Source organism: Roseovarius sp. B08 (assembly GCF_051417955.1).
In the GTDB taxonomy this organism is placed as follows: Bacteria; Pseudomonadota; Alphaproteobacteria; order Rhodobacterales; family Rhodobacteraceae; genus Roseovarius.
The window spans coordinates 2,250,802-2,267,840 of the sequence record NZ_JBPRLW010000001.1 but is presented as its reverse complement, the minus strand read 5'-3'; the positions used below and the strand labels follow the sequence as shown (position 1 = coordinate 2,267,840).

At 61.0% G+C, this 17,039-nt stretch carries 18 protein-coding genes; 7 read left to right on the top strand and 11 right to left on the bottom strand.

Features of this window, described 5'->3' with window-relative positions; translation table 11 throughout:
* Positions 1-106 precede the first annotated feature (106 nt).
* From ACSQ76_RS11445 to ACSQ76_RS11430, 4 genes are all read left to right on the top strand, one after another.
* Positions 107-724 (top strand): sugar transferase, encoded by a 618-nt coding sequence (locus ACSQ76_RS11445; RefSeq protein WP_371931322.1) that lies wholly within the window; start codon positions 107-109, stop codon positions 722-724.
* A 282-nt stretch (positions 725-1,006) separates the two neighbouring features.
* Complete coding sequence (locus ACSQ76_RS11440; RefSeq protein ID WP_437156667.1) at positions 1,007-1,885, top strand: glycosyltransferase family 2 protein; 879 nt, start codon at positions 1,007-1,009, stop codon at positions 1,883-1,885.
* A gap of 107 nt (positions 1,886-1,992) precedes the next feature.
* A complete protein-coding gene (locus ACSQ76_RS11435; protein WP_437156666.1) occupies positions 1,993-3,165 on the top strand; it encodes a glycosyltransferase in 1,173 nt (390 codons plus the stop codon).
* 342 nt (positions 3,166-3,507) lie between these two features.
* A complete protein-coding gene (locus ACSQ76_RS11430) occupies positions 3,508-5,088 on the top strand; it encodes a glucosamine inositolphosphorylceramide transferase family protein (RefSeq protein ID WP_437158191.1) in 1,581 nt (526 codons plus the stop codon).
* A 39-nt stretch (positions 5,089-5,127) separates the two neighbouring features.
* Here the strand turns inward: ACSQ76_RS11430 and ACSQ76_RS11425 are convergent, their stop codons facing one another.
* The 6 genes from ACSQ76_RS11425 to ACSQ76_RS11400 all read right to left on the bottom strand — a co-directional run bounded on the left by ACSQ76_RS11425 (position 5,128) and on the right by ACSQ76_RS11400 (position 10,824).
* The gene (locus ACSQ76_RS11425; RefSeq protein WP_306129434.1) at positions 5,128-5,550 is read right to left on the bottom strand and encodes a DCC1-like thiol-disulfide oxidoreductase family protein; all 423 of its coding nucleotides are present in this window, start codon (positions 5,548-5,550) and stop codon (positions 5,128-5,130) included.
* Positions 5,538-6,998 (bottom strand): hypothetical protein, encoded by a 1,461-nt coding sequence (locus ACSQ76_RS11420; RefSeq protein WP_437156665.1) that lies wholly within the window; start codon positions 6,996-6,998, stop codon positions 5,538-5,540. The genes ACSQ76_RS11425 and ACSQ76_RS11420 overlap by 13 nt, the downstream gene beginning before the upstream one ends.
* Positions 6,999-7,217: 219 nt before the next feature.
* On the bottom strand, positions 7,218-7,868 hold the full coding sequence (locus tag ACSQ76_RS11415; RefSeq protein WP_437156664.1) for a YdcF family protein: 651 nt from the start codon (positions 7,866-7,868) through the stop codon (positions 7,218-7,220).
* 63 nt (positions 7,869-7,931) lie between these two features.
* The gene (locus tag ACSQ76_RS11410) at positions 7,932-8,945 is read right to left on the bottom strand and encodes an Ldh family oxidoreductase (RefSeq protein WP_437158190.1); all 1,014 of its coding nucleotides are present in this window, start codon (positions 8,943-8,945) and stop codon (positions 7,932-7,934) included.
* Between the two features lie 29 nt (positions 8,946-8,974).
* The gene (locus ACSQ76_RS11405; protein WP_437156663.1) at positions 8,975-10,045 is read right to left on the bottom strand and encodes a hypothetical protein; all 1,071 of its coding nucleotides are present in this window, start codon (positions 10,043-10,045) and stop codon (positions 8,975-8,977) included.
* Between the two features lie 35 nt (positions 10,046-10,080).
* Positions 10,081-10,824: an RraA family protein gene (locus ACSQ76_RS11400; protein ID WP_437156662.1), complete on the bottom strand. Its 744-nt coding sequence runs from the start codon at positions 10,822-10,824 to the stop codon at positions 10,081-10,083.
* 146 nt (positions 10,825-10,970) lie between these two features.
* Here ACSQ76_RS11400 and ACSQ76_RS11395 point away from each other — a divergent pair, with 146 nt between their 5' ends.
* Entirely contained in the window at positions 10,971-12,161 is a 1,191-nt protein-coding gene (locus ACSQ76_RS11395) for a carboxylate--amine ligase (protein ID WP_437156661.1), read from the top strand.
* Positions 12,162-12,267: 106 nt separating this feature from the next.
* Here the strand turns inward: ACSQ76_RS11395 and ACSQ76_RS11390 are convergent, their stop codons facing one another.
* Positions 12,268-12,447, bottom strand: coding sequence for a hypothetical protein (locus tag ACSQ76_RS11390; RefSeq protein WP_437156660.1), 180 nt, complete (start codon positions 12,445-12,447; stop codon positions 12,268-12,270).
* Positions 12,448-12,574: 127 nt separating this feature from the next.
* On the opposite strand from ACSQ76_RS11390, the gene ACSQ76_RS11385 reads away from it, so the two are divergent.
* Together ACSQ76_RS11385 and ACSQ76_RS11380 are read left to right on the top strand one after the other, a co-directional pair.
* Positions 12,575-13,030, top strand: a complete 456-nt coding sequence (locus ACSQ76_RS11385) for a type II toxin-antitoxin system RatA family toxin (protein WP_437156659.1) — start codon at positions 12,575-12,577, stop codon at positions 13,028-13,030.
* On the top strand, positions 13,017-14,315 hold the full coding sequence (locus ACSQ76_RS11380; RefSeq protein WP_437156658.1) for an MmgE/PrpD family protein: 1,299 nt from the start codon (positions 13,017-13,019) through the stop codon (positions 14,313-14,315). The genes ACSQ76_RS11385 and ACSQ76_RS11380 overlap by 14 nt, the downstream gene beginning before the upstream one ends.
* 10 nt (positions 14,316-14,325) lie before the next feature.
* Here the strand turns inward: ACSQ76_RS11380 and ACSQ76_RS11375 are convergent, their stop codons facing one another.
* The 4 genes from ACSQ76_RS11375 to ACSQ76_RS11360 all read right to left on the bottom strand — a co-directional run bounded on the left by ACSQ76_RS11375 (position 14,326) and on the right by ACSQ76_RS11360 (position 16,916).
* Positions 14,326-14,757, bottom strand: coding sequence for a GFA family protein (locus ACSQ76_RS11375; protein ID WP_437156657.1), 432 nt, complete (start codon positions 14,755-14,757; stop codon positions 14,326-14,328).
* Positions 14,758-14,824: 67 nt separating this feature from the next.
* A complete protein-coding gene (locus ACSQ76_RS11370) occupies positions 14,825-15,292 on the bottom strand; it encodes a CinA family protein (RefSeq protein ID WP_437156656.1) in 468 nt (155 codons plus the stop codon).
* Positions 15,289-15,786 (bottom strand): phosphatidylglycerophosphatase A family protein, encoded by a 498-nt coding sequence (locus ACSQ76_RS11365; RefSeq protein ID WP_306129423.1) that lies wholly within the window; start codon positions 15,784-15,786, stop codon positions 15,289-15,291. Before ACSQ76_RS11365 ends, ACSQ76_RS11370 begins: the two co-directional genes overlap by 4 nt.
* On the bottom strand, positions 15,783-16,916 hold the full coding sequence (locus ACSQ76_RS11360; RefSeq protein WP_437156655.1) for a bifunctional 2-C-methyl-D-erythritol 4-phosphate cytidylyltransferase/2-C-methyl-D-erythritol 2,4-cyclodiphosphate synthase: 1,134 nt from the start codon (positions 16,914-16,916) through the stop codon (positions 15,783-15,785). The genes ACSQ76_RS11365 and ACSQ76_RS11360 overlap by 4 nt, the downstream gene beginning before the upstream one ends.
* Positions 16,917-17,039: the final 123 nt, after the last annotated feature.

The window sequence follows — 17,039 nt, the reverse complement described above, 5'->3', positions numbered from 1 at the left end:
AGTCAGTGTCTGTATTATGAGCTCAAGAGATCAAGTTCATGGGGAAACAGATCTAAGGGCACTTCACCAAGGATATGTCGGCTCCCAGTTCCTCGCCCCGAATAAGATCAGAAGTGACCGTGTTCTGCGGTCGCTATTCGACAAGTGTTTCGCATTGCTGGCGCTCTTGTTCTTTGCACCGTTCATCGTGCTTATATCGCTGGTCATCCTGCTGAAAGAGGGCGGACCCGTATTTTATGAACACAAGCGCGTGGGTAAGAACGGGAAACAGTTCAAATGCTTGAAGTTCAGAACGATGGTCGTGGACGCGGATGAGCAATTGCGAAAGCTGCTCGAAAGCGATCCCGAGGCACGTGCGCAATGGGCCGCAAACCAGAAGCTGGACGACGACCCTCGGGTGAGCTGCATCGGAGAGTTCTTCCGCAAAACGAGCCTGGATGAACTACCCCAGTTCTGGAACGTGCTGAGAGGGGAAATGTCCATCGTTGGTCCGCGCCCCATCGTCGAGGACGAGCTGGTCCACTATGGCAGTCATTCCTACGAGTATCTTTCCGTCCGTCCGGGCATCACAGGTCTTTGGCAGGTAAGCGGTCGCAGCAATACCACCTACGAGGAGCGGGTCGCTATGGACGTCGAGTACGTACGTCACCGCACATTCTGGGGGGACGTGCGGATCATTCTAAAAACCGTGAAGGTCATTCTCACGGTGGATGGAGCGAAATAGACGTTCAAAAGCTTTGAAATCTATACCGCAACAGTTCCGATAACCGCGACCCAGAAAGTGCCGCAACCGAGAACGACGGCCAGCCTGAGTGTGTTGCCGGAAATCGATTCCACAATACCACGGCACGCCGAACGGCCTGCAAAAACATAGGTTTTCATTATTGTCTGCTCGTTTCTTATTGCTCTTTTCCAAATGGTGGCGGACAGTTCGTAGCGTGTCAATATATGCGTTGGATCGTTGGTATTTTTTGTGGTCTAGTGCGATGAGAAAGCGTCTTGCGATATGCGGTTGATAGTCGCAATCCCGTCTACGAACCGGTGTTCGATCCTGACGCCAACGGTAAAGGATCTGGAACGGCAGACCCGCAAACCGGACCTGACCCTGCTTATCGTGGCCGACGAAGGGGACGTTTGTACCGACGCCGTTTATGACTTGCCGTTTCAGGTCGCCGTCATCCAGACCGAGAGGGGGCTTACGACCCAGCGGAACGCGGCTCTGGCCATGCTGCGAGAAGACGATATCGTGCTCTTTCTGGATGATGACTTCATTCTCGCACCCGACTACCTCGCCAATCTGGAACGGCTCTTCAAAAACAATCCAGAGGTCGCCATGTGCACCGGTCACGTCCTGGCGGACGGAATTCATGGACCGGGGCTGAGCCATGACTATGGCCGTACGCTTGTTTCGGAACCTGCTGATGCTGACGATTTTGCCCTGACACCCGTGTATAACTGCTACGGTTGCAACATGGCGCTCAGGGCCAGGCCTGTCGTGCAGAACAATCTGCGGTTCGATCAACGGCTGAAAGCCTATTGCTGGCTCGAGGACGTAGACTTTTCCCGCCAGGTCGCCAGCTATGGAAAGATCGTCACGTCCCGTTTGCTGAGGGGGGTGCATCTCGGTACGAAGACCGGTCGAGGCAGCGGTCAACGGTTTGGCTATTCCCAGATCGCAAATCCTCTGTACCTCGCCAGGAAAGGGACCATGTCCAGGACTCGCGCCTTGAACATCATGTCCCGAAACCTGATCAGCAATGTCGTGAAATCGTTGAGACCCGAGCCGGAGGTCGATCGCAGGGGGCGGCTCATCGGTAATTTTCGCGCCTTCAAGGACTTGGCGCGCGGGCGCCTGAGTCCTGAACAGATACTCTCGTTCGAGTGATGCAGGTGCAACTCGACCGTGTCGTCATCCTGAGCGATTTTTCCACTGTCCAGGGAGGGGCGTCGAAGCTGGCGCTGCTTCACGCGCGGTCTCTGGCGGACCGGACGGTGCCGGTGACGTTCTTTTCGGGAGATTCCCATTGTCTGTCCGAAAAAGGCGTGGACGCGGTTGCGGCAGGGGGCAGCAGGTTGTTGGAGCAGGGTAAGGTCAAGGCCGCGCTTGGCGGGCTTTGGAACGCGAATTCACTTCGGTTGCTGTCGAACTGGGTGGATGCATATGACAGCCCGGGTACCGTCTACCATGTTCACGGCTATCACCAAACGCTCTCACCTTCGGTTCTCGCCGCCCTGCGGCCTGTCGCCTCGCGAACGGTCATGCATGCACATGATTACTTTCTGGCGTGTCCCAACGGCGCTTTCTTCGATTTCAGATCGGGAGAAACCTGCAACCGCCGGGCGTTGTCCTCGGGGTGCGTGCTGAGGAATTGCGATAAGCGCAGCTATGCTCAGAAGCTCTGGCGTGTGGCGCGCCAGTCGCTGCAGAACCGCGCCCGGAGGCGGCTGTCGGCCGGTGTCACTACGATCCTGATCCACGAAGGAATGGAGGCCCGCCTGTTTCCCGATGGGGCGGAAGGGCCGGTGCGCACTATTCCAAACCCGGTCGATCCGCTGTTGCACGCACCGCTCGCGGCGGAACGCAACCGGGATATTCTCTACGTAGGAGACATCCATGCCTACAAGGGCGTGTTCCTTCTGGCGGAGGCAGGCCGGCAGGCAGGTGTGCCTGTGACCTTCGTCGGCGAAGGACGGGACAGGGCAAGGCTTCTCGATGAATACCCCGAGCATGTCTACAGCGGTTGGCAGGATAGGGCAGGGCTGCAGGAAGCCATGAAGAAAGCGCGGCTGCTGATCGCGCCCACGCTCGGTCCCGAGCCATTCGGCCTGGCACCGGTAGAGGCGCTTTTGTCCGGTGTGCCCGTGATCATCTCGGACAGCATGCTGCTCAGCCAGGATATCAACAGGCTTGGCATGGGCCGAAGTTTCAGGGCTGGCAGCCAAGAGGCGCTGGCGGCCGTTCTGCGGGAACTGAGCGGCAATGATCGCGCCGTCGCTGACATGTCGCAGGCCGCGAGAACCAGTGGCCGACACTTGTCGCTGAGCGCGGAGCAGTGGTGCGATGCGCTGTGCGACCTCTACAGTAAACTGCTGAAAGATACCGTGGGAGGTCAGGCAAGAGCGCGCCTGACGCCAAGAGAGAGGGCAAATGCCACGCGGCCCTAGCCGGGAAAGTTTCGGTTCCGCCAAATCGCATACTCGGCCCGAAACCATTTGCTGAGCGTGTATGGACCAGGCTCCTTCAAAACCTGGTCCGGGGACGTGCCTTGGACTTGCTGCCGGGCACTTTCGCTTGACACTGACGTGGTACAGAGGGTCGAATTCGCATGTGCCGCTTCTGGTTTTCGTCAAGCTTGGGTTTGCATGGCAGTGGGATAGGTTTCTTTCCAAAGTTTGGTTTAACGTGTTTTTTTACGGGTGATAGTCCAATGTTTCTTCGGCACTGCGTGGCCCTGATTTCCGTCCGGTTTGCGTTTGATCCACGCGTCTCATGGTGCGCCCTTGACCATGCGTGACGCTGGCAAGCAAGCGTCGAAGCCGCTGAGGTTGGCTCTGGTTTACACGCCCGGCATAGCCTTGACCGATGCGCAGGCCATGCTGATTGACCGCCTGAGTGCCTCGGGAGAGTTCCGGCTCGTCGGAAAGCTTGCGGGTCAAAAGCCGACTGCGATGCAGCGGCCGCCTTTTCCGCTTCGCTGGGTGCTGGCGGCAGAGCGATATATCATGCGCCGCCGTATTGCAGCCTACGACACCGCGGCAGCGACCGATCGGCTGGCGGAGCTGTCCGAGATCAGTCACGATTCTGCCCGGCCCGCCTATGACGTGGCTCTCGCCCTGAGCGACAGCACGCTTGCTCAAGAGCAATTGCAACAGGCGCGCGTCGGCGAGGTTTCTGTCACCTACGAGGGATCGGCGACGCCTGACTGGATCGGGACGTGCCGCACGGTCTTCACGGCGCCCAACGTCAGGGTGGACATCGTTCTTCGAGCGGCGGGCAAGAGCAGTGGGCGAACCCTGCGGCGCGCAGCTTACAATCCGAAGCCGGGGGCCGTTCTGACCGGGGCATTCGTCGCAGAGAAGACCGTTCTTTTGCTTTTACGGACATTGAAGGACCTGCAATCCAACCCAGATCTCAGCCAGGACGCGGCGGAACCACTGCCACCGGGCGCCCCGTCGGGTTATGCTGATCTTCTGCCCTATTTGGCCAGTTTTCTTTCGACTGCCTGCGAGAGGCTGGCCCGGCGCCTGCCCGGAAAGCTGGCGCGCCCGAATCCGACTTGGAGGATCATGAGCGGCGCCTCCGATCCGACGGATATCACGCTGCGTGACGCCTGGGATCTTCCGAATAACGCGTATTTCATGGCGGACCCCTTTCTGTTCGAACACGATGGCGAGACATGGATCTTCTACGAGGCCATGGGCCCGAACGACAGCAACGGTTGGATCGAAGCGGCGCGATTGGGGGAAGGAACATTGTCACCTTCGGTGGTGGCGCTGAAACGCCCTTACCATCTGTCGTATCCTTACGTGTTTCGAGACGGCAACGACATTTTCATGCTTCCTGAAACACAGCAGCAAATGCGATTGGAAGTCTGGAAAGCCAAGACGTTTCCCACGGAATGGGAACTGCACGCGACTGCGTTCGAGGGCGAGTATCTTGCCGATAGCAGCTTGTTCCGGGCAGAGGATGGACAGTGCTGGCTCCTGACCAATCTTTCAGACCATTATGCCTTTCAGGATCATTCCAGCGAACTTTACCTCTTTGCGGTGGACGGTCCTGATCTCACGACCATCGTTCCGCATCCGCAAAATCCTGTGGTGATCGGCTCTGATGTCGCGCGGAACGCGGGGTCCGTGATCCGCACGGAGGCGCGCATTTTCCGCCCATCCCAGAACAACAGCTTCGGCGTGTACGGGTACGGGCTGAATATCATGGAGATCACGCGACTCGATCCCGTCGCATACGAAGAAAGGCTGGTGCGGACGTTTACGCCCAAGGACAAGCCGGGCAGCATCGGTCTGCATCACCTCCACATGCTGCGGGACCGGTATGTGATCGACTGGTGCACGACCACTCCTGACAGATAGACGCTTCCAGTGAAGAAGGGGGCCGCATGGCCTGCCGCGTCAACTCGACCGCATCTTCTTGCGGCCAAGCAGCCTGAGCGTGGTGTTCCGGCCGGCACGAAGCACGGGGTACAGCAGCCCGGCGCGGGTCTTTGAGCGGAATACCCAGGCATTGAATCGATTGAATGCACCTTCCGGCGAACTTAGCAGGGACAACGCATGAATGCAGTCTTGCCCGTGGTACAGCTTGCCTGACATCTTCAGCACCATGCCTTCGTCAAGATCCATGTCATGGGTTTTGACTTCGTCGACTTCGGGCCCGCCGTCCCGCGCGTTGACAAGGCGCAACGGACCGACGGCGTCACGGATGCGAACAAGCTCTACATAGCGACTGCAAAACGGGCACTCACCGTCATACAGCAGCCAGTTATCCGCTTTGTCCGGCGGTGAGCCGGTCCCGGGATCCGCGCCTAGTGAAGACAATAGGATAAATCTCCTTTAAAGACCGGGCGGAAATACAGGGCTTTTTGCAAGAAGATCGACGGAGCCACATCGAGATCGGGGTCGGCTTCGTTGCTTTCGCCGCGTTTGAAAGTCCTCTGCTCGCCGTTACGGATATAGGTAATCTCCAGATCCGGATCTTCAACGTTTGCGACGCTTCGGCGAAGTTCGAAGTAATTCACATATACGTCGAACTCCTGCCCGACATAGCCGTAGCGCGCCGGATGTGTCTTCAGCTCTTCGATTTGCTCGTTGTTCGAAGCAACGATTTCCACAAGGTCGTCCTGGATATGGAACAGGGGCACCCTTGGCATGAACAGGTGATTGTTCGTGCCGCCTTCGGTCCTCATGTTGCTGTACATGGCGACGCTGGTTGTTGTCTTTAACCCTATGTAGGGTGACAGGGAATTTATCACCACCAGTACGAAGAAGACCCATAGAAAACCTGGTTTCGAGGTCCACATCGGCGTAACGCCGGTCCCGGCGAACAAGCCGTGCCGGATATGCTCACGTATGGTGGCATAGAGCAGGGCCGTCGCGACGCCAAGCGTCCAGATAAGCCAGACCCAACTGGGTTTGATGACCAGGGCGCAGGCCAGGAGAAATCCGCTCACACATGCAAAGCCAAGAGACGGCGACACCCACGGCACGAGTTTGTTGCGCAAGCCGTCCGCCCAGCCCGCCACCTCGCGGAGTACCTTCAGCAGGGCCGGGGCAGCGACGAGAATGTACAGGGAAATCATGAAGGCGGAGAACGGCCAGTGACCCATCAAGCCAAGCAAAACGTGGAATGGGACACCGAAATAGAACGCAAGAAGTCGCGTCCTGCGGATCGCCAGCATCAGCGGAAGAAGAGTTTCCGCGACCATGAAGAACCAGAAGTAGAATTCGACGCTCGCTATCGAAAGAAGGGGCGACAGGATCAGACGCCTGTCATGCACCTCCTCGATCATTCCCTTGAGGCAGCTTATGTCGAGGTTGAAAAAGCCGGTGTTCAGCTTTGAAACGATGATGGAAAAATAAATGAAAGCGAAGGCGGCCCCGCACACCGGAGCGAATTTGTCGAACCAGGCGTTCGCCAAATCTTGATCGAACGGAACGTGTCGACGCTTGAAATACACGACCATCCAGATCAGGGCCGCCAGCATGGTGACTGACAGGAACGTGTCGGTGAGAATGTGATTCACGACATAGGGCCACTGCGAAACGAAATAGGCGATACTGGCGACGATCATGGCGCCGAAGAGCCAGACCCGGCCGGGAAACATGAAAACCAGGATTGCGAGCGCAGCGAAAATGTAGCCGAGGATCATGCGTTCCTCGAACCAAACGCTATGGAAGAACACCAATTGGACCAGGCTTTGCGCGGCCCATGCATGTGAAAAAATGGTCAAGCTGTTCAGCTTGGGTAAGGAGCGCTCGGAATTCATTTGTCGATCATTATAAAATATCAGCAGAGCCGAAACTAACTATTGGCTAGGGATGATTGCAAAAGAGAAGCCGTTCCCGCAAGCTTTTTGATGCTCGATCGGACAGAATCTGACGTGGGACACGGGGATTCATCATTACTTGTCGGTCAAAACATGCTGAATTGGGCCGATCAGCTCACGACAGCGGCCCCGGCTCGGGTTTCTGCACGCGCTCGCGATCTATTCGATGATCCACAGAATCTCTTTCTCTGCCCAGCCCACCGTACTCAGGATCGAGAAAACCAGGCCGCGTACCGCGTTGGCGGGCCATTTTATGCCTTCGCCCATCAGGTTGTCCCAGTCCACAGGCTCGGTTTCCCCGTCAGCTGACACCATTACGAGGTCTGACATTCCCGCCCAGCGAAAGCTGGTCCAGGCGCGCGGGATGTGAAAGCGGTCGGTGACGACAGCAAGCTGGCCGCTTGCCGCATCTCCAAGTAACTGGTGGGAGAACAAGGCGTTCTGAAGCGTGGATCCCGAACGGCCCTCGACGATGATCTTGTCGGACGGCACGCCCAGATCGACGGCAAAGTCCCTCATATCCTCGGCCATGCTGGGGCTTTCAGGATGAATGATGCCGCCGGACAGGACGAGTTTCGGGTCGTGGCCCGCCTCGCGCTGCGTGAAATACAGCTCAACCCCGGCCCGTGTGCGCATACCGGTTCGCCCCTCCCGGTCGTCTCTCACAGGACCGGAAGACAGGACCACGATGGCACTGACCGGGCCCTGTACCGGATCCTGCCGGTAGGTTTCCACATACACCCGCATGGCGCCGACCAAGAGGAGGTAGGCGACGACCACGAACAATAGCAGCTTTCCGAGACGGCGCATCGGGTCACTCTCTGCAGACTTGAAGCAGGCCAACCCTTGCAGCGATGCCGGTTCCTGCAGGTGTCACCATGGTGGTTGCATGTCCAGGTTCGCGGCCAGCTCTTCAAGTCTTCTGGCGGTCTCTGGCTCGATCTCGATCCCCTCACGCGAATTTCTATCGAATGCGTCCCAGCGGGCTTCGCCGGGCAAGCGAACTGAACCGTCCGGGTTGGAAGACGCAATCATCGAGGCCATGGTGTCGAATCGATCATAATACACGTCCACGGGCATCCAGTGCTTGATGTCGAACGCCAGGACGAAATGCCCGCTGTTTCCGGCCTGCGGTGCGTCTGCATAGAGCGAGCCGACCTGTTTCGACATCGCAGAGCCGCTCAGGACGCCGGCAAGAACCTCCACGCAAAGCGACAGGCCGAAACCTTTGGCGCCGGCTGCCGGCAGCAACGTGCCCTTCAGGGCGAGGGCCGGGTCGGTCACCGGGTTACCTGCATCGTCAATCACGAGCCCCGTGGGCAAGTCCAGGCCTTGCCTGCGGTGCGCGCGCAGCGTCGACCCGGCAAGTCCGGCGGTCGACATGTCCACCAGGAGGGCGCGCCCGTTGCGGCGGGGCGCTCCGAAGGCGATCGGGTTGGTGCCCAGCACCGGCGTCACACCGCCATGCGCGGCCACCTTGGCGAAAGAGTTGCTCATGACGAGGGCGATCATGTCGGCCTTGGCGGCTTCGACAAGGAATGCCGCCCCGGTGCCGAAAAAGTTGCTTCCGGACACGCTTACGCCGCCGAGGCCGGCGGCGCTGGCAAGATCGATCGCATGTTCCATCGCGCGCTGCCCGGCTATCTGCCCGAACCCGTCGCCAGCATCCAGAGACCCGACGCCTGACCCCATTTGTTTGAACCGCATGAGGGACGGTGACCGGATCGCGCCCGACCGGACTTTGCTGCAAAGGATGGACAGCCTTTCGCAGCCATGGTTCCTGCGGTCGACGAGGTCGTTCCAGATCAGGTTATCTGCGACGCAACCGGCATCCCTGGGGTCTGCACCGGATCGGACCAGTGCGTCGCGCATGAACTCCGTAAGCATCGCGGGAGAGATTCTGCAGGGCGTGTCTGTCATGTCTGAATCACGCCCATCTTCCGGCGGAACATCGTTTCGAGGATCCGGCTGGCTACGGGCACACCTTCGTCGCGGTTGGCGATAAGGTAATGGTGATGCAATCCCGGTCCGATGTTCACCTCGTGGAAATAGGCGCCATTTTCCTGCATCGGCGCCGTGTGATCGCGCACGATGACGTCCAGCCCCGCAAGGCTGACGTTCAGGTTCCTGACGAGCTGCCCGCCCGCCTCGATGATTTCCGGATTGACAGCGTCACGCACCGAACGATTGTCGCGCGCGGCGTTTTCGTTCACGACATTCTTGACCGCGATCCGCTGCCCCGCACCGGGACGGCCCTTCAGGTCTAGTTTCTGCCGCTGCAGGAAACTGCGGCAATCCACATCCATGTTCAAAGGGTTGAGGGCGACAATTGGTTTTCGGGTCAGCCGATTTCGCGTTTCGCCGTTGATAAGCTGACGCAAGGTGGAGCTTCCGTCGCCTATGACGGTAGGGCGGTCGCGCAGCACGGCATCAAGAAACACGCCATCCAGGTAGAGCAGGCGGAGGCTTGCGCCCTCGAGGATCGGTTCGGCGAGAAGTTTCGAATTGAAACTGGAGGCATGTCTGGCCGCCTGGTTCAACATCTCGTTCGAGCGGATGCCCACGCTGACGCCGTTTCCGCCGCCGGTTCCACGCGCCGGCTTGACCACGATTCCGCCCGGATGACGCGCGAGGAACGAGCGCGCCTTGGCCATTTCGCCCAAGGAAAAGACACAGTGATCCGGTACCGGATGCCCCAGCTTCGCAATCAGTTCATAGGTCATGGCCTTGTCCGCCATGACCCGCGTCGTAATCGCGTCGTCCAGCATGAGGTCGGAATGATGCAGGTAGGTACGAAGCGAACCGGCTGTGATCTGCGTCAGCCCATCGGTCTTTTCGAACCTGGCACCAACATCCTGAGCGGCCTCGGCCCAAAGACGATCATAGAATTCATCGCGCAGGCCTCGAAACTTTCGGCGCTTGAGGACCGCGTCCAGATCCCGCAATTTCAGAATGCGGCGCCTGAGCCTCTCGAAATGGTACTGCACGATCTTTGTAGCCTTGTTCGATTGCTACGCTGGCGTCATTCGTTGAATTGGCAACCCTCGGCGTTCAATTGATCATCAACCCAGGCATTCGAGAACCTGCCGCGCTTGACGTCCGCAACATACTGGCTCATCCGGTCTCGGTTTTCTCTCAGCCGTGCGAGCGTATCGGCGGCGGCCCAACTGGGCACGACGACCACGCCACTCCGATCAGCGCTCACGATGTCGCCGGCTTGGACGACAACGCCTCCGAGGCTGATGGGGTAGTTTATCTCGCCCGGGCCGCGGTGAAGCGGGCCAAAAGGCGTGACGCCGATGGCATAGATCGGCAGGCCGCATTCCAGGATGCCGGGCAGGTCGCGAATGAAACCATCGATGACGAAGCCTGCAATTCCGCGGGATTTCGCCTTGTTGGCGATCAGGTCGCCCACAACTGCGGCTGTCTTGCTCTGGCTGGCATCCACGGCGATGATATCTCCCGGCTTGGCGATATCGAGGGCCTTGTGGACCATCAGGTTGTCGCCGGGAAAGACCTTTACGGTGACGACCGTGCCGACAAGGCTGTCTTGGTTCGCCAGGTTCTGAATGTCACTGCCGGTCGTGTACATCCTGTTCAAGGCATCGGAGACATCCGTCGTCTCGAATTCACGGAAGCCTTCGATGATGTCATCGTCGACACGCGGGAAAGATTTCCTGACCATGAAGCCTGGGCCCGGGTTCATCTCGGACGACTTCGGCTTAGCTACGGCACCGTCTCCGGTTTCGAAACAATCCTTTTCCAATTTTCACCAAACTCTCAATAACATACTTGAAGTAGTTCACTAACGTGTCCATCACTGGCACGTTCACCAAGCTTCACCACAATTGCAAATAAAGCAATCAAAATGACAAAAAAAATATCCATTAAAATCTGGCGAGGAGACCACGATTGACCGTACCCAAAGCTGGTGTCCTTTTACTTGGCGGTGGCGAGAACGGCGTTTCTGTCGCGCGGAACCTCTCGGCCCTTGGTATTCACGTCGCGGCGTCCGGCGAACATGGTGCCTGGGTGCTCAACTCCCGTTATTGCGCGAAACGCTATCCAGTGCCCAAGGGGGTTGAATCGGAAAGTTTCTGGAAGGACCTGCTGCAGTCCAACAGCGAACTGGAAGGCTCCGTCATCTTTCCGCTTTGCGACGATTCGATCGGTTTCGTCTGCCGCAACAAGGACTGGCTGGAGCAGCGATACCTTCTGGAGGATTTCGACCCAAAGCTTCGCCTGGCCATGCTGGACAAGAAGGAGACGTTGGAAATCGCAAGGGCCGCGGGGGTGCCGACCCCGAATTTCTGGACCATCAACACCGTCGAAGACCTCGATGCAATTCGGGACAAGATCACCTTTCCCGTGATGGTGAAGCCAATCCACTCGCATCTGTTCACGAGAGTGTTCGGATGCAAACTGTTCATCATCAAAAGCGATTTCAAAGAGGCGCGGGACAAGATCGCACTGGCTCAGTCGCATGGGCTGAACGTCATGCTTGTCGAGATGATACCGGGTCCGGACTCGCTGCTGAGCAGCTACTACACCTATATCGACCAGCACGGCGAAACGTTGTTCGATTACACGAAATGCGTCATCCGGCGCTATCCGATCAATCGCGGCGGCTCCTGCTACCACAAATCCGTCTTTCTGCCCGAAACCGCAGAGATGGGCCGCAAATTTTTCGGCTCCATGCCATGGCACGGCACCGCGAACATAGAATTCAAAAGGGACGAGCGGGATGGTCAGCTCAAGGTCATCGAGTGCAATCCACGTTTCACCGGCGGCCATGTCCTTGTCACGGCATCTGGCATGAAGATTGATGAATTCATTTATGCGCACCTGACTGGCCAGAAAAAGCCAGAGATGTTCCAGTCCAGCGAAGACATAAGGCTGTGGAACCCCTTGCGCGATACGTTTGCCTCGATCGAGCTCTACCGGCGTGGTGAACTCAGCTTGCGGGAATGGTTTGCGAGCGTCAGGGCCGGCCGGAAGATCTATCCGATGTGGAGCGTGAAGGATCCGCGGCCCGAATTGGCACGTCTGAGATACGTTTCAGGGCGGGTGATTTCCAGAAAGCTCTCGCGATCGGACGGATAATGCGACCGCCACCATCCCTTGTCTCGGCGCGCCTCCAAGAAAATTCGTACGAATTTTCTCTACCAAGATTCTTCGTACGAAGAATCTCAGCGGCCCTCGGCGCGCCTCAAGGACGGTAGCGCCCGCTCTTGGGATCGACCGCCATCCACTCCGGCAGCCCGATGAAATGCTCCGCCGCCACGATCAGCAGGCAGATCCCGATGATCGCGAAGACGAATTTCACCCGCCCCGCGCTTGGCGGGTTCTGCGCCCAGCGCGACATGCGAAACAGCCAGCGCGGGTTCATCGGGCAGGGACCCTGCCCAGGCGGGGCATGACTTTTTCGCGCGGCATTCCGTGTTTCCCTTGCATTTCGCGGGCCAGTTTACGACACAGACCTGCACCGCCACAAGCCAACGGACCGATCTGCCCGCATGCCTTCCCATTCCGAAACCCGGACGCTGCCTTATACCGCGCAGCAGATGTACGACCTTGTCGCCGATGTCGGCTCCTACCCGGAATTCCTGCCCTGGACGGCCGCCGCCCGCGTGAACAGCGTCACGCCGCAGGATGATGGCAGCAAGGTGATGGAGGCCGATCTGGTGATCAGTTTCCGCGTCTTCCGCGAACGCTTCAGCAGCCGGGTGGTCCTGTGGCCCGAAAGGAAGCGGATCGAGACCGAGTATCTCGATGGCCCGTTCCACCACATGCGCTCGAACTGGGAGTTCCGCGATCTGGACGGGGGCGGTTGCGAGGTTGCCTTCGACGTGGATTTCAAGTTCAAGAACAGGCTGTTGCAGGGCGCGGCGGAACTGTTCTTCTACGAGGCGATGAAGCGCATCGTGCGCGCCTTCGAGACGCGGGCGGAAAAGCTCTATGGCCGGGGTTGAGATCTCCGAACGGCTGGCCGGGTTCGCCCTTGGCCCGGCGAAGGCGCCGGATGCGATGGAAATTCTGCGCCTGTCGCTGCTCGACTGGGCCGCGGTCGGTATCGCCGGACGGGATGAGCCCGTGGCGGGTATCCTGCGCGCGCAGGCAGAGGACGAAGGCGGCCACCCCCACGCCGGCCTGATCGGCAGCGATCTGCGCGTGCCCGCCCGCATGGCCGCGCTGGTCAACGGCACCATTTCCCACGCGCTCGACTATGACGACACGCATTTTGCCCATATCGGCCACCCGTCCGTGGCCGTCATCCCCGCAGCATTGGCCGTGGGGCAGGCCGTGGGCGCCTCCGGCCCCGCCATGCAGGAGGCCGCGCTGCTCGGTGTCGAGGCCTCGATCCGTGTGGGGATCTGGCTGGGCCGGGCGCATTACCAGGTGGGCTATCACCAGACCGCCACCGCCGGCGCCTTTGGCGCGACACTGGCCGCCGGACGGCTGATGGGGCTGACCGAGGACCAGATGCAGCACGCCATCGGCCTTGTCACCACCCGCGCGTCGGGCATCAAGGCGCAGTTCGGCACCATGGGAAAGCCGATGAACGCGGGCCTTGCCGCCTCGAACGGCGTCGAGGCGGCACAGCTCGCGGCCCGAGGGTTCCTCAGCGCCCCGGGCGCGATGGAGGGGCAGAACGGGTTTGGGCCCACGCATCACGGCGAAGGGCAGGGCGCGGCGTTCGATACGCTGGGGCAGGACTGGCTGTTCGAAAGCGTTCAGCACAAGTTCCACGCCTGCTGCCACGGTCTGCACGCGACGCTGGAAGCGCTGCGCGACCTCGATGCCGGGGCCGAGGCGGTCGAGCGGGTCGAGATCGCCACCCACCCCCGCTGGCTGAGCGTCTGCAACATCGCCTCGCCCGAAAGCGGGCTTCAGTCCAAATTCAGCTACCGGATGGTTGCCGCCATGGCGCTGTCCGGGCACGACACCGCGCGGCTCGAAAGCTTCGACGACGCGCTGAGCAGGGACGGCGATCTCGCCGCTTTGCGCGAACGGGTCACGGTGCAGAGCGACGACAGCCTGACCGAGATGCAGGCGCGCCTGCGTGTCACGCTCAAGGACGGCTCGGTTCAGGAGCTTTTCCACGATCTCGACGCCGATCCGGGCATTGCCACGCGCCAGAAACGCGTGCGCACCAAGGCCGCGGCCCTGCTGGGCGAGGGGCGTGCCGAGGCGATCTGGCAGGCGATCGAGGCCGACGCCCCGCCCGACGAATTCGCCGCCCTTCTGGTCCGATAAGCCGCGCCGCTCAGTCCTTGGGAGAAATCACCGCGCCTTCGGGCAGGTCGACCACGCTGCCATCATATTTGGGCAGGTCGTCGTCGAGCGTCAGCCATGGCAAACGGCGGCTGTAATGCACGTGAAAGGCCGGTCGCACCGCGCCCGGATCCTCCAGCGAGCCCGCATAGACATGCATGTCGCCCGGGTAGTGATCCGCCTCGAAGGCCATCGGCGTGCCGCAGGCGGCGCAGAAATGCCGGTAGGCGCCGGGCGAGCTTTCGCGGGTCGCGGGCGCCGCGCCGGTCCAGCGGAACGCCGCCACCGGCACGCCCAGCCACGCCACCACCGGAGCGCCGCAGTTGCGGCGGCAGTCGTCGCAGTGGCAGTAGCACGCCCATTCGGGCTCGCCCTCGAACTCCCAGCGCGTCGCGCCGCAATGGCAATGGCCGCGTGTCGTCATGTCGGAATTCCTGTCCTGAACTCTCGCTGCAATTTCTAGCCACAGGGCAGGGATCGGGGCAAGATGCTCAGCCCAGCCCCTTGAGCAGCAGCGCCAGTGCATGATCCCGCGCGGCGGCGCGCACCTCGGCCCGGCCCAAGGCACCGAAATCCACCGTTTCCACCTGCGTCACGCGCCCTACGCGGGCCAGCCCGAAGCAGACGCGCCCCTCGGGCTTGTGTTCCGATCCGCCGGGGCCGGCTATGCCGGTGATCGACACCGCCACGTCCGCCTCGGAATGGTCCAGCGCGCCTTCGGCCATTTCGCGCGCGACCGCTTCGGACACCGCGCCGTGTGCCCGCAGCGTGTCGGCCCGCACGCCCAGCAACTGGCGCTTGGCGGCATTGGAATAGGTGACGAAGCCGCGTTCGACCACGGCCGACGAGCCTGCGATATCCGTCAGGGCGGCCGCCACCATGCCCCCGGTGCAGGACTCGGCCGTGGCGACCATGAGCCCCGCCGCCTTGGCGGCGTTCAGGACGTCCTCGGCGCTCATAGCCCCAGCACCCCGTGCGAGAGCCAGGCGAAGAACATGACGCCCAGCGCCGCGATGAACCCCGCGATGAGGTCGTCCAGCATCACCCCCATCGGCCCGGCCTGCCGGTCGGCCCAGCCCACCGGCCCGGGTTTCCAGATGTCGAAGAGGCGGAACAGCAGAAAGGCGGTCACGAACCCCGGCCAGAGCGCCCACAGCGCCGCCCCGGCATGGGTGGCGCCGATCGATACCGGCAGGAAGGCAAGCCATTGCCCGGCCACCTCGTCGATCACGATCTCGCTGGGGTCGTGATTGTCTTTTCCCTTTGTTTCCTGCGCAGTAGCCCACCATCCTAATGCAAACGATACCACGACTCCCAGGCCCAGCAGCACCGGCCCGCCGATGACATGCAAGAGCGCCGCCACCGCAAGTGCGGCCAGCGAGCCCCAGGTCCCCGGCGCCGGGCGCAGATAACCCACGCCGCCGAAGGTCGCGATGATCTGCGCCGCCCTCATGTGCGCACCAGAGTGGCGACGGCCTGCGCCGCGATGCCTTCGCCCCGGCCGGTAAAGCCCAGGCGCTCGGTTGTTGTGGCCTTTACCGACACGCGGTCCACCTCCAGCCCCGTGATCTCGGACACCCGCGCCTGCATCGCTGCGGCGTGCGGGCCGATCTTGGGCGTCTCGCAGATCAGCGTCAGGTCCACGTTGGTGATGCGAAAGCCCTTTTCGGCGGCCAGGCTGGCCGCGTGCGACAGGAACACGTGGCTCTCAGCGCCCTTCCATTGCGGATCGCTGGGCGGAAAATGCCGGCCTATGTCGCCCTCGGCCATCGCGCCATAGATCGCGTCGGCCAGCGTGTGCAGCCCCACATCGGCATCCGAATGCCCTTGCAGGCCCCGGTCATGCGGGACCGCGACGCCGCACAGCATCACGTGGTCGCCGGGGCCGAAACGGTGCACGTCAAAGCCGGTTCCGGTGCGTATGTCCATGGGTCCTCTCAGGATGGTCTCGGCCCGGGCGAAATCCTCGGGCGTGGTGATCTTCAGGTTGCTTTCGCGTCCCGGTAGGATGCGCACCGGAATGCCTGCGGCGCGGGCGACCTCCACATCGTCTGCGGCGCCCTCGGGCGCGGTGGCATGGGCGGCGGCGATCACGTCGCGGGCAAAGCCCTGCGGGGTCTGCGCGCGGTAGAGCCCGGCGCGGGTCTGGGTGCCGGTCACCAGACCGTCCTCGCCCAACCACAGCGCGTCGCTGACCGGCAGGGCCGGGGCCGCCGCCGGGCAGTCGGGCCCGAGTGCCGCGATGACCTCGGCGATCTGGTCCGGGGATACGCAGCACCGCGCCGCGTCGTGGATCAGCACGTGGGTCACGCCCACGCCCTCCAGCGCCGCCAGACCGTTGCAGACTGAGCCCGCCCGCGTGGCAGCACCCTCGGTGACCGTGATCCCGGTCTCGCCACCCAGTTCGCCCGTGTCGTCGGGATGCACCACCACCACGATCCGCTCGACCTCCGGCACCGCGCGGAACGCCGCGAGCGTCCAGTCGATCACCCGTTTGCCGGCCACGTTCTGCCATTGCTTGGGCCGCTCGCCCCCGGCGCGGGTGCCGCGTCCGGCGGCGACGATGATGGCTGCGATGCTCATAAGCTTTGCTTACGCAAGCGGACAGGGGCATGCAATGGCCGCGTCACAGGGGGCTTATGCCTAATTTTTAATCACTCGCAACTTTTTGATTTTAATTTGGGCATGCATAAATTGTGCTTTGTC

Bases quoted from the DNA above. Each gene is read 5' to 3' on its own strand.
- ACSQ76_RS11420 (WP_437156665.1), bottom strand. From the start codon at position 6,998: ATGAATTCCGAGCGCTCCTTACCCAAGCTGAACAGCTTGACCATTTTT.
- ACSQ76_RS11440 (WP_437156667.1), top strand. From the start codon at position 1,007: ATGCGGTTGATAGTCGCAATCCCGTCTACGAACCGGTGTTCGATCCTG.
- ACSQ76_RS11410 (WP_437158190.1), bottom strand. From the start codon at position 8,945: ATGCTTACGGAGTTCATGCGCGACGCACTGGTCCGATCCGGTGCAGAC.
- ACSQ76_RS11370 (WP_437156656.1), bottom strand. From the start codon at position 15,292: ATGAGCGCCGAGGACGTCCTGAACGCCGCCAAGGCGGCGGGGCTCATG.
- ACSQ76_RS11390 (WP_437156660.1), bottom strand. From the start codon at position 12,447: ATGAACCCGCGCTGGCTGTTTCGCATGTCGCGCTGGGCGCAGAACCCG.
- ACSQ76_RS11380 (WP_437156658.1), top strand. From the start codon at position 13,017: ATGGCCGGGGTTGAGATCTCCGAACGGCTGGCCGGGTTCGCCCTTGGC.
- ACSQ76_RS11385 (WP_437156659.1), top strand. From the start codon at position 12,575: ATGCCTTCCCATTCCGAAACCCGGACGCTGCCTTATACCGCGCAGCAG.
- ACSQ76_RS11375 (WP_437156657.1), bottom strand. From the start codon at position 14,757: ATGACGACACGCGGCCATTGCCATTGCGGCGCGACGCGCTGGGAGTTC.
- ACSQ76_RS11415 (WP_437156664.1), bottom strand. From the start codon at position 7,868: ATGCGCCGTCTCGGAAAGCTGCTATTGTTCGTGGTCGTCGCCTACCTC.
- ACSQ76_RS11365 (WP_306129423.1), bottom strand. From the start codon at position 15,786: ATGAGGGCGGCGCAGATCATCGCGACCTTCGGCGGCGTGGGTTATCTG.
- ACSQ76_RS11430 (WP_437158191.1), top strand. From the start codon at position 3,508: ATGCGTGACGCTGGCAAGCAAGCGTCGAAGCCGCTGAGGTTGGCTCTG.
- ACSQ76_RS11360 (WP_437156655.1), bottom strand. From the start codon at position 16,916: ATGAGCATCGCAGCCATCATCGTCGCCGCCGGACGCGGCACCCGCGCC.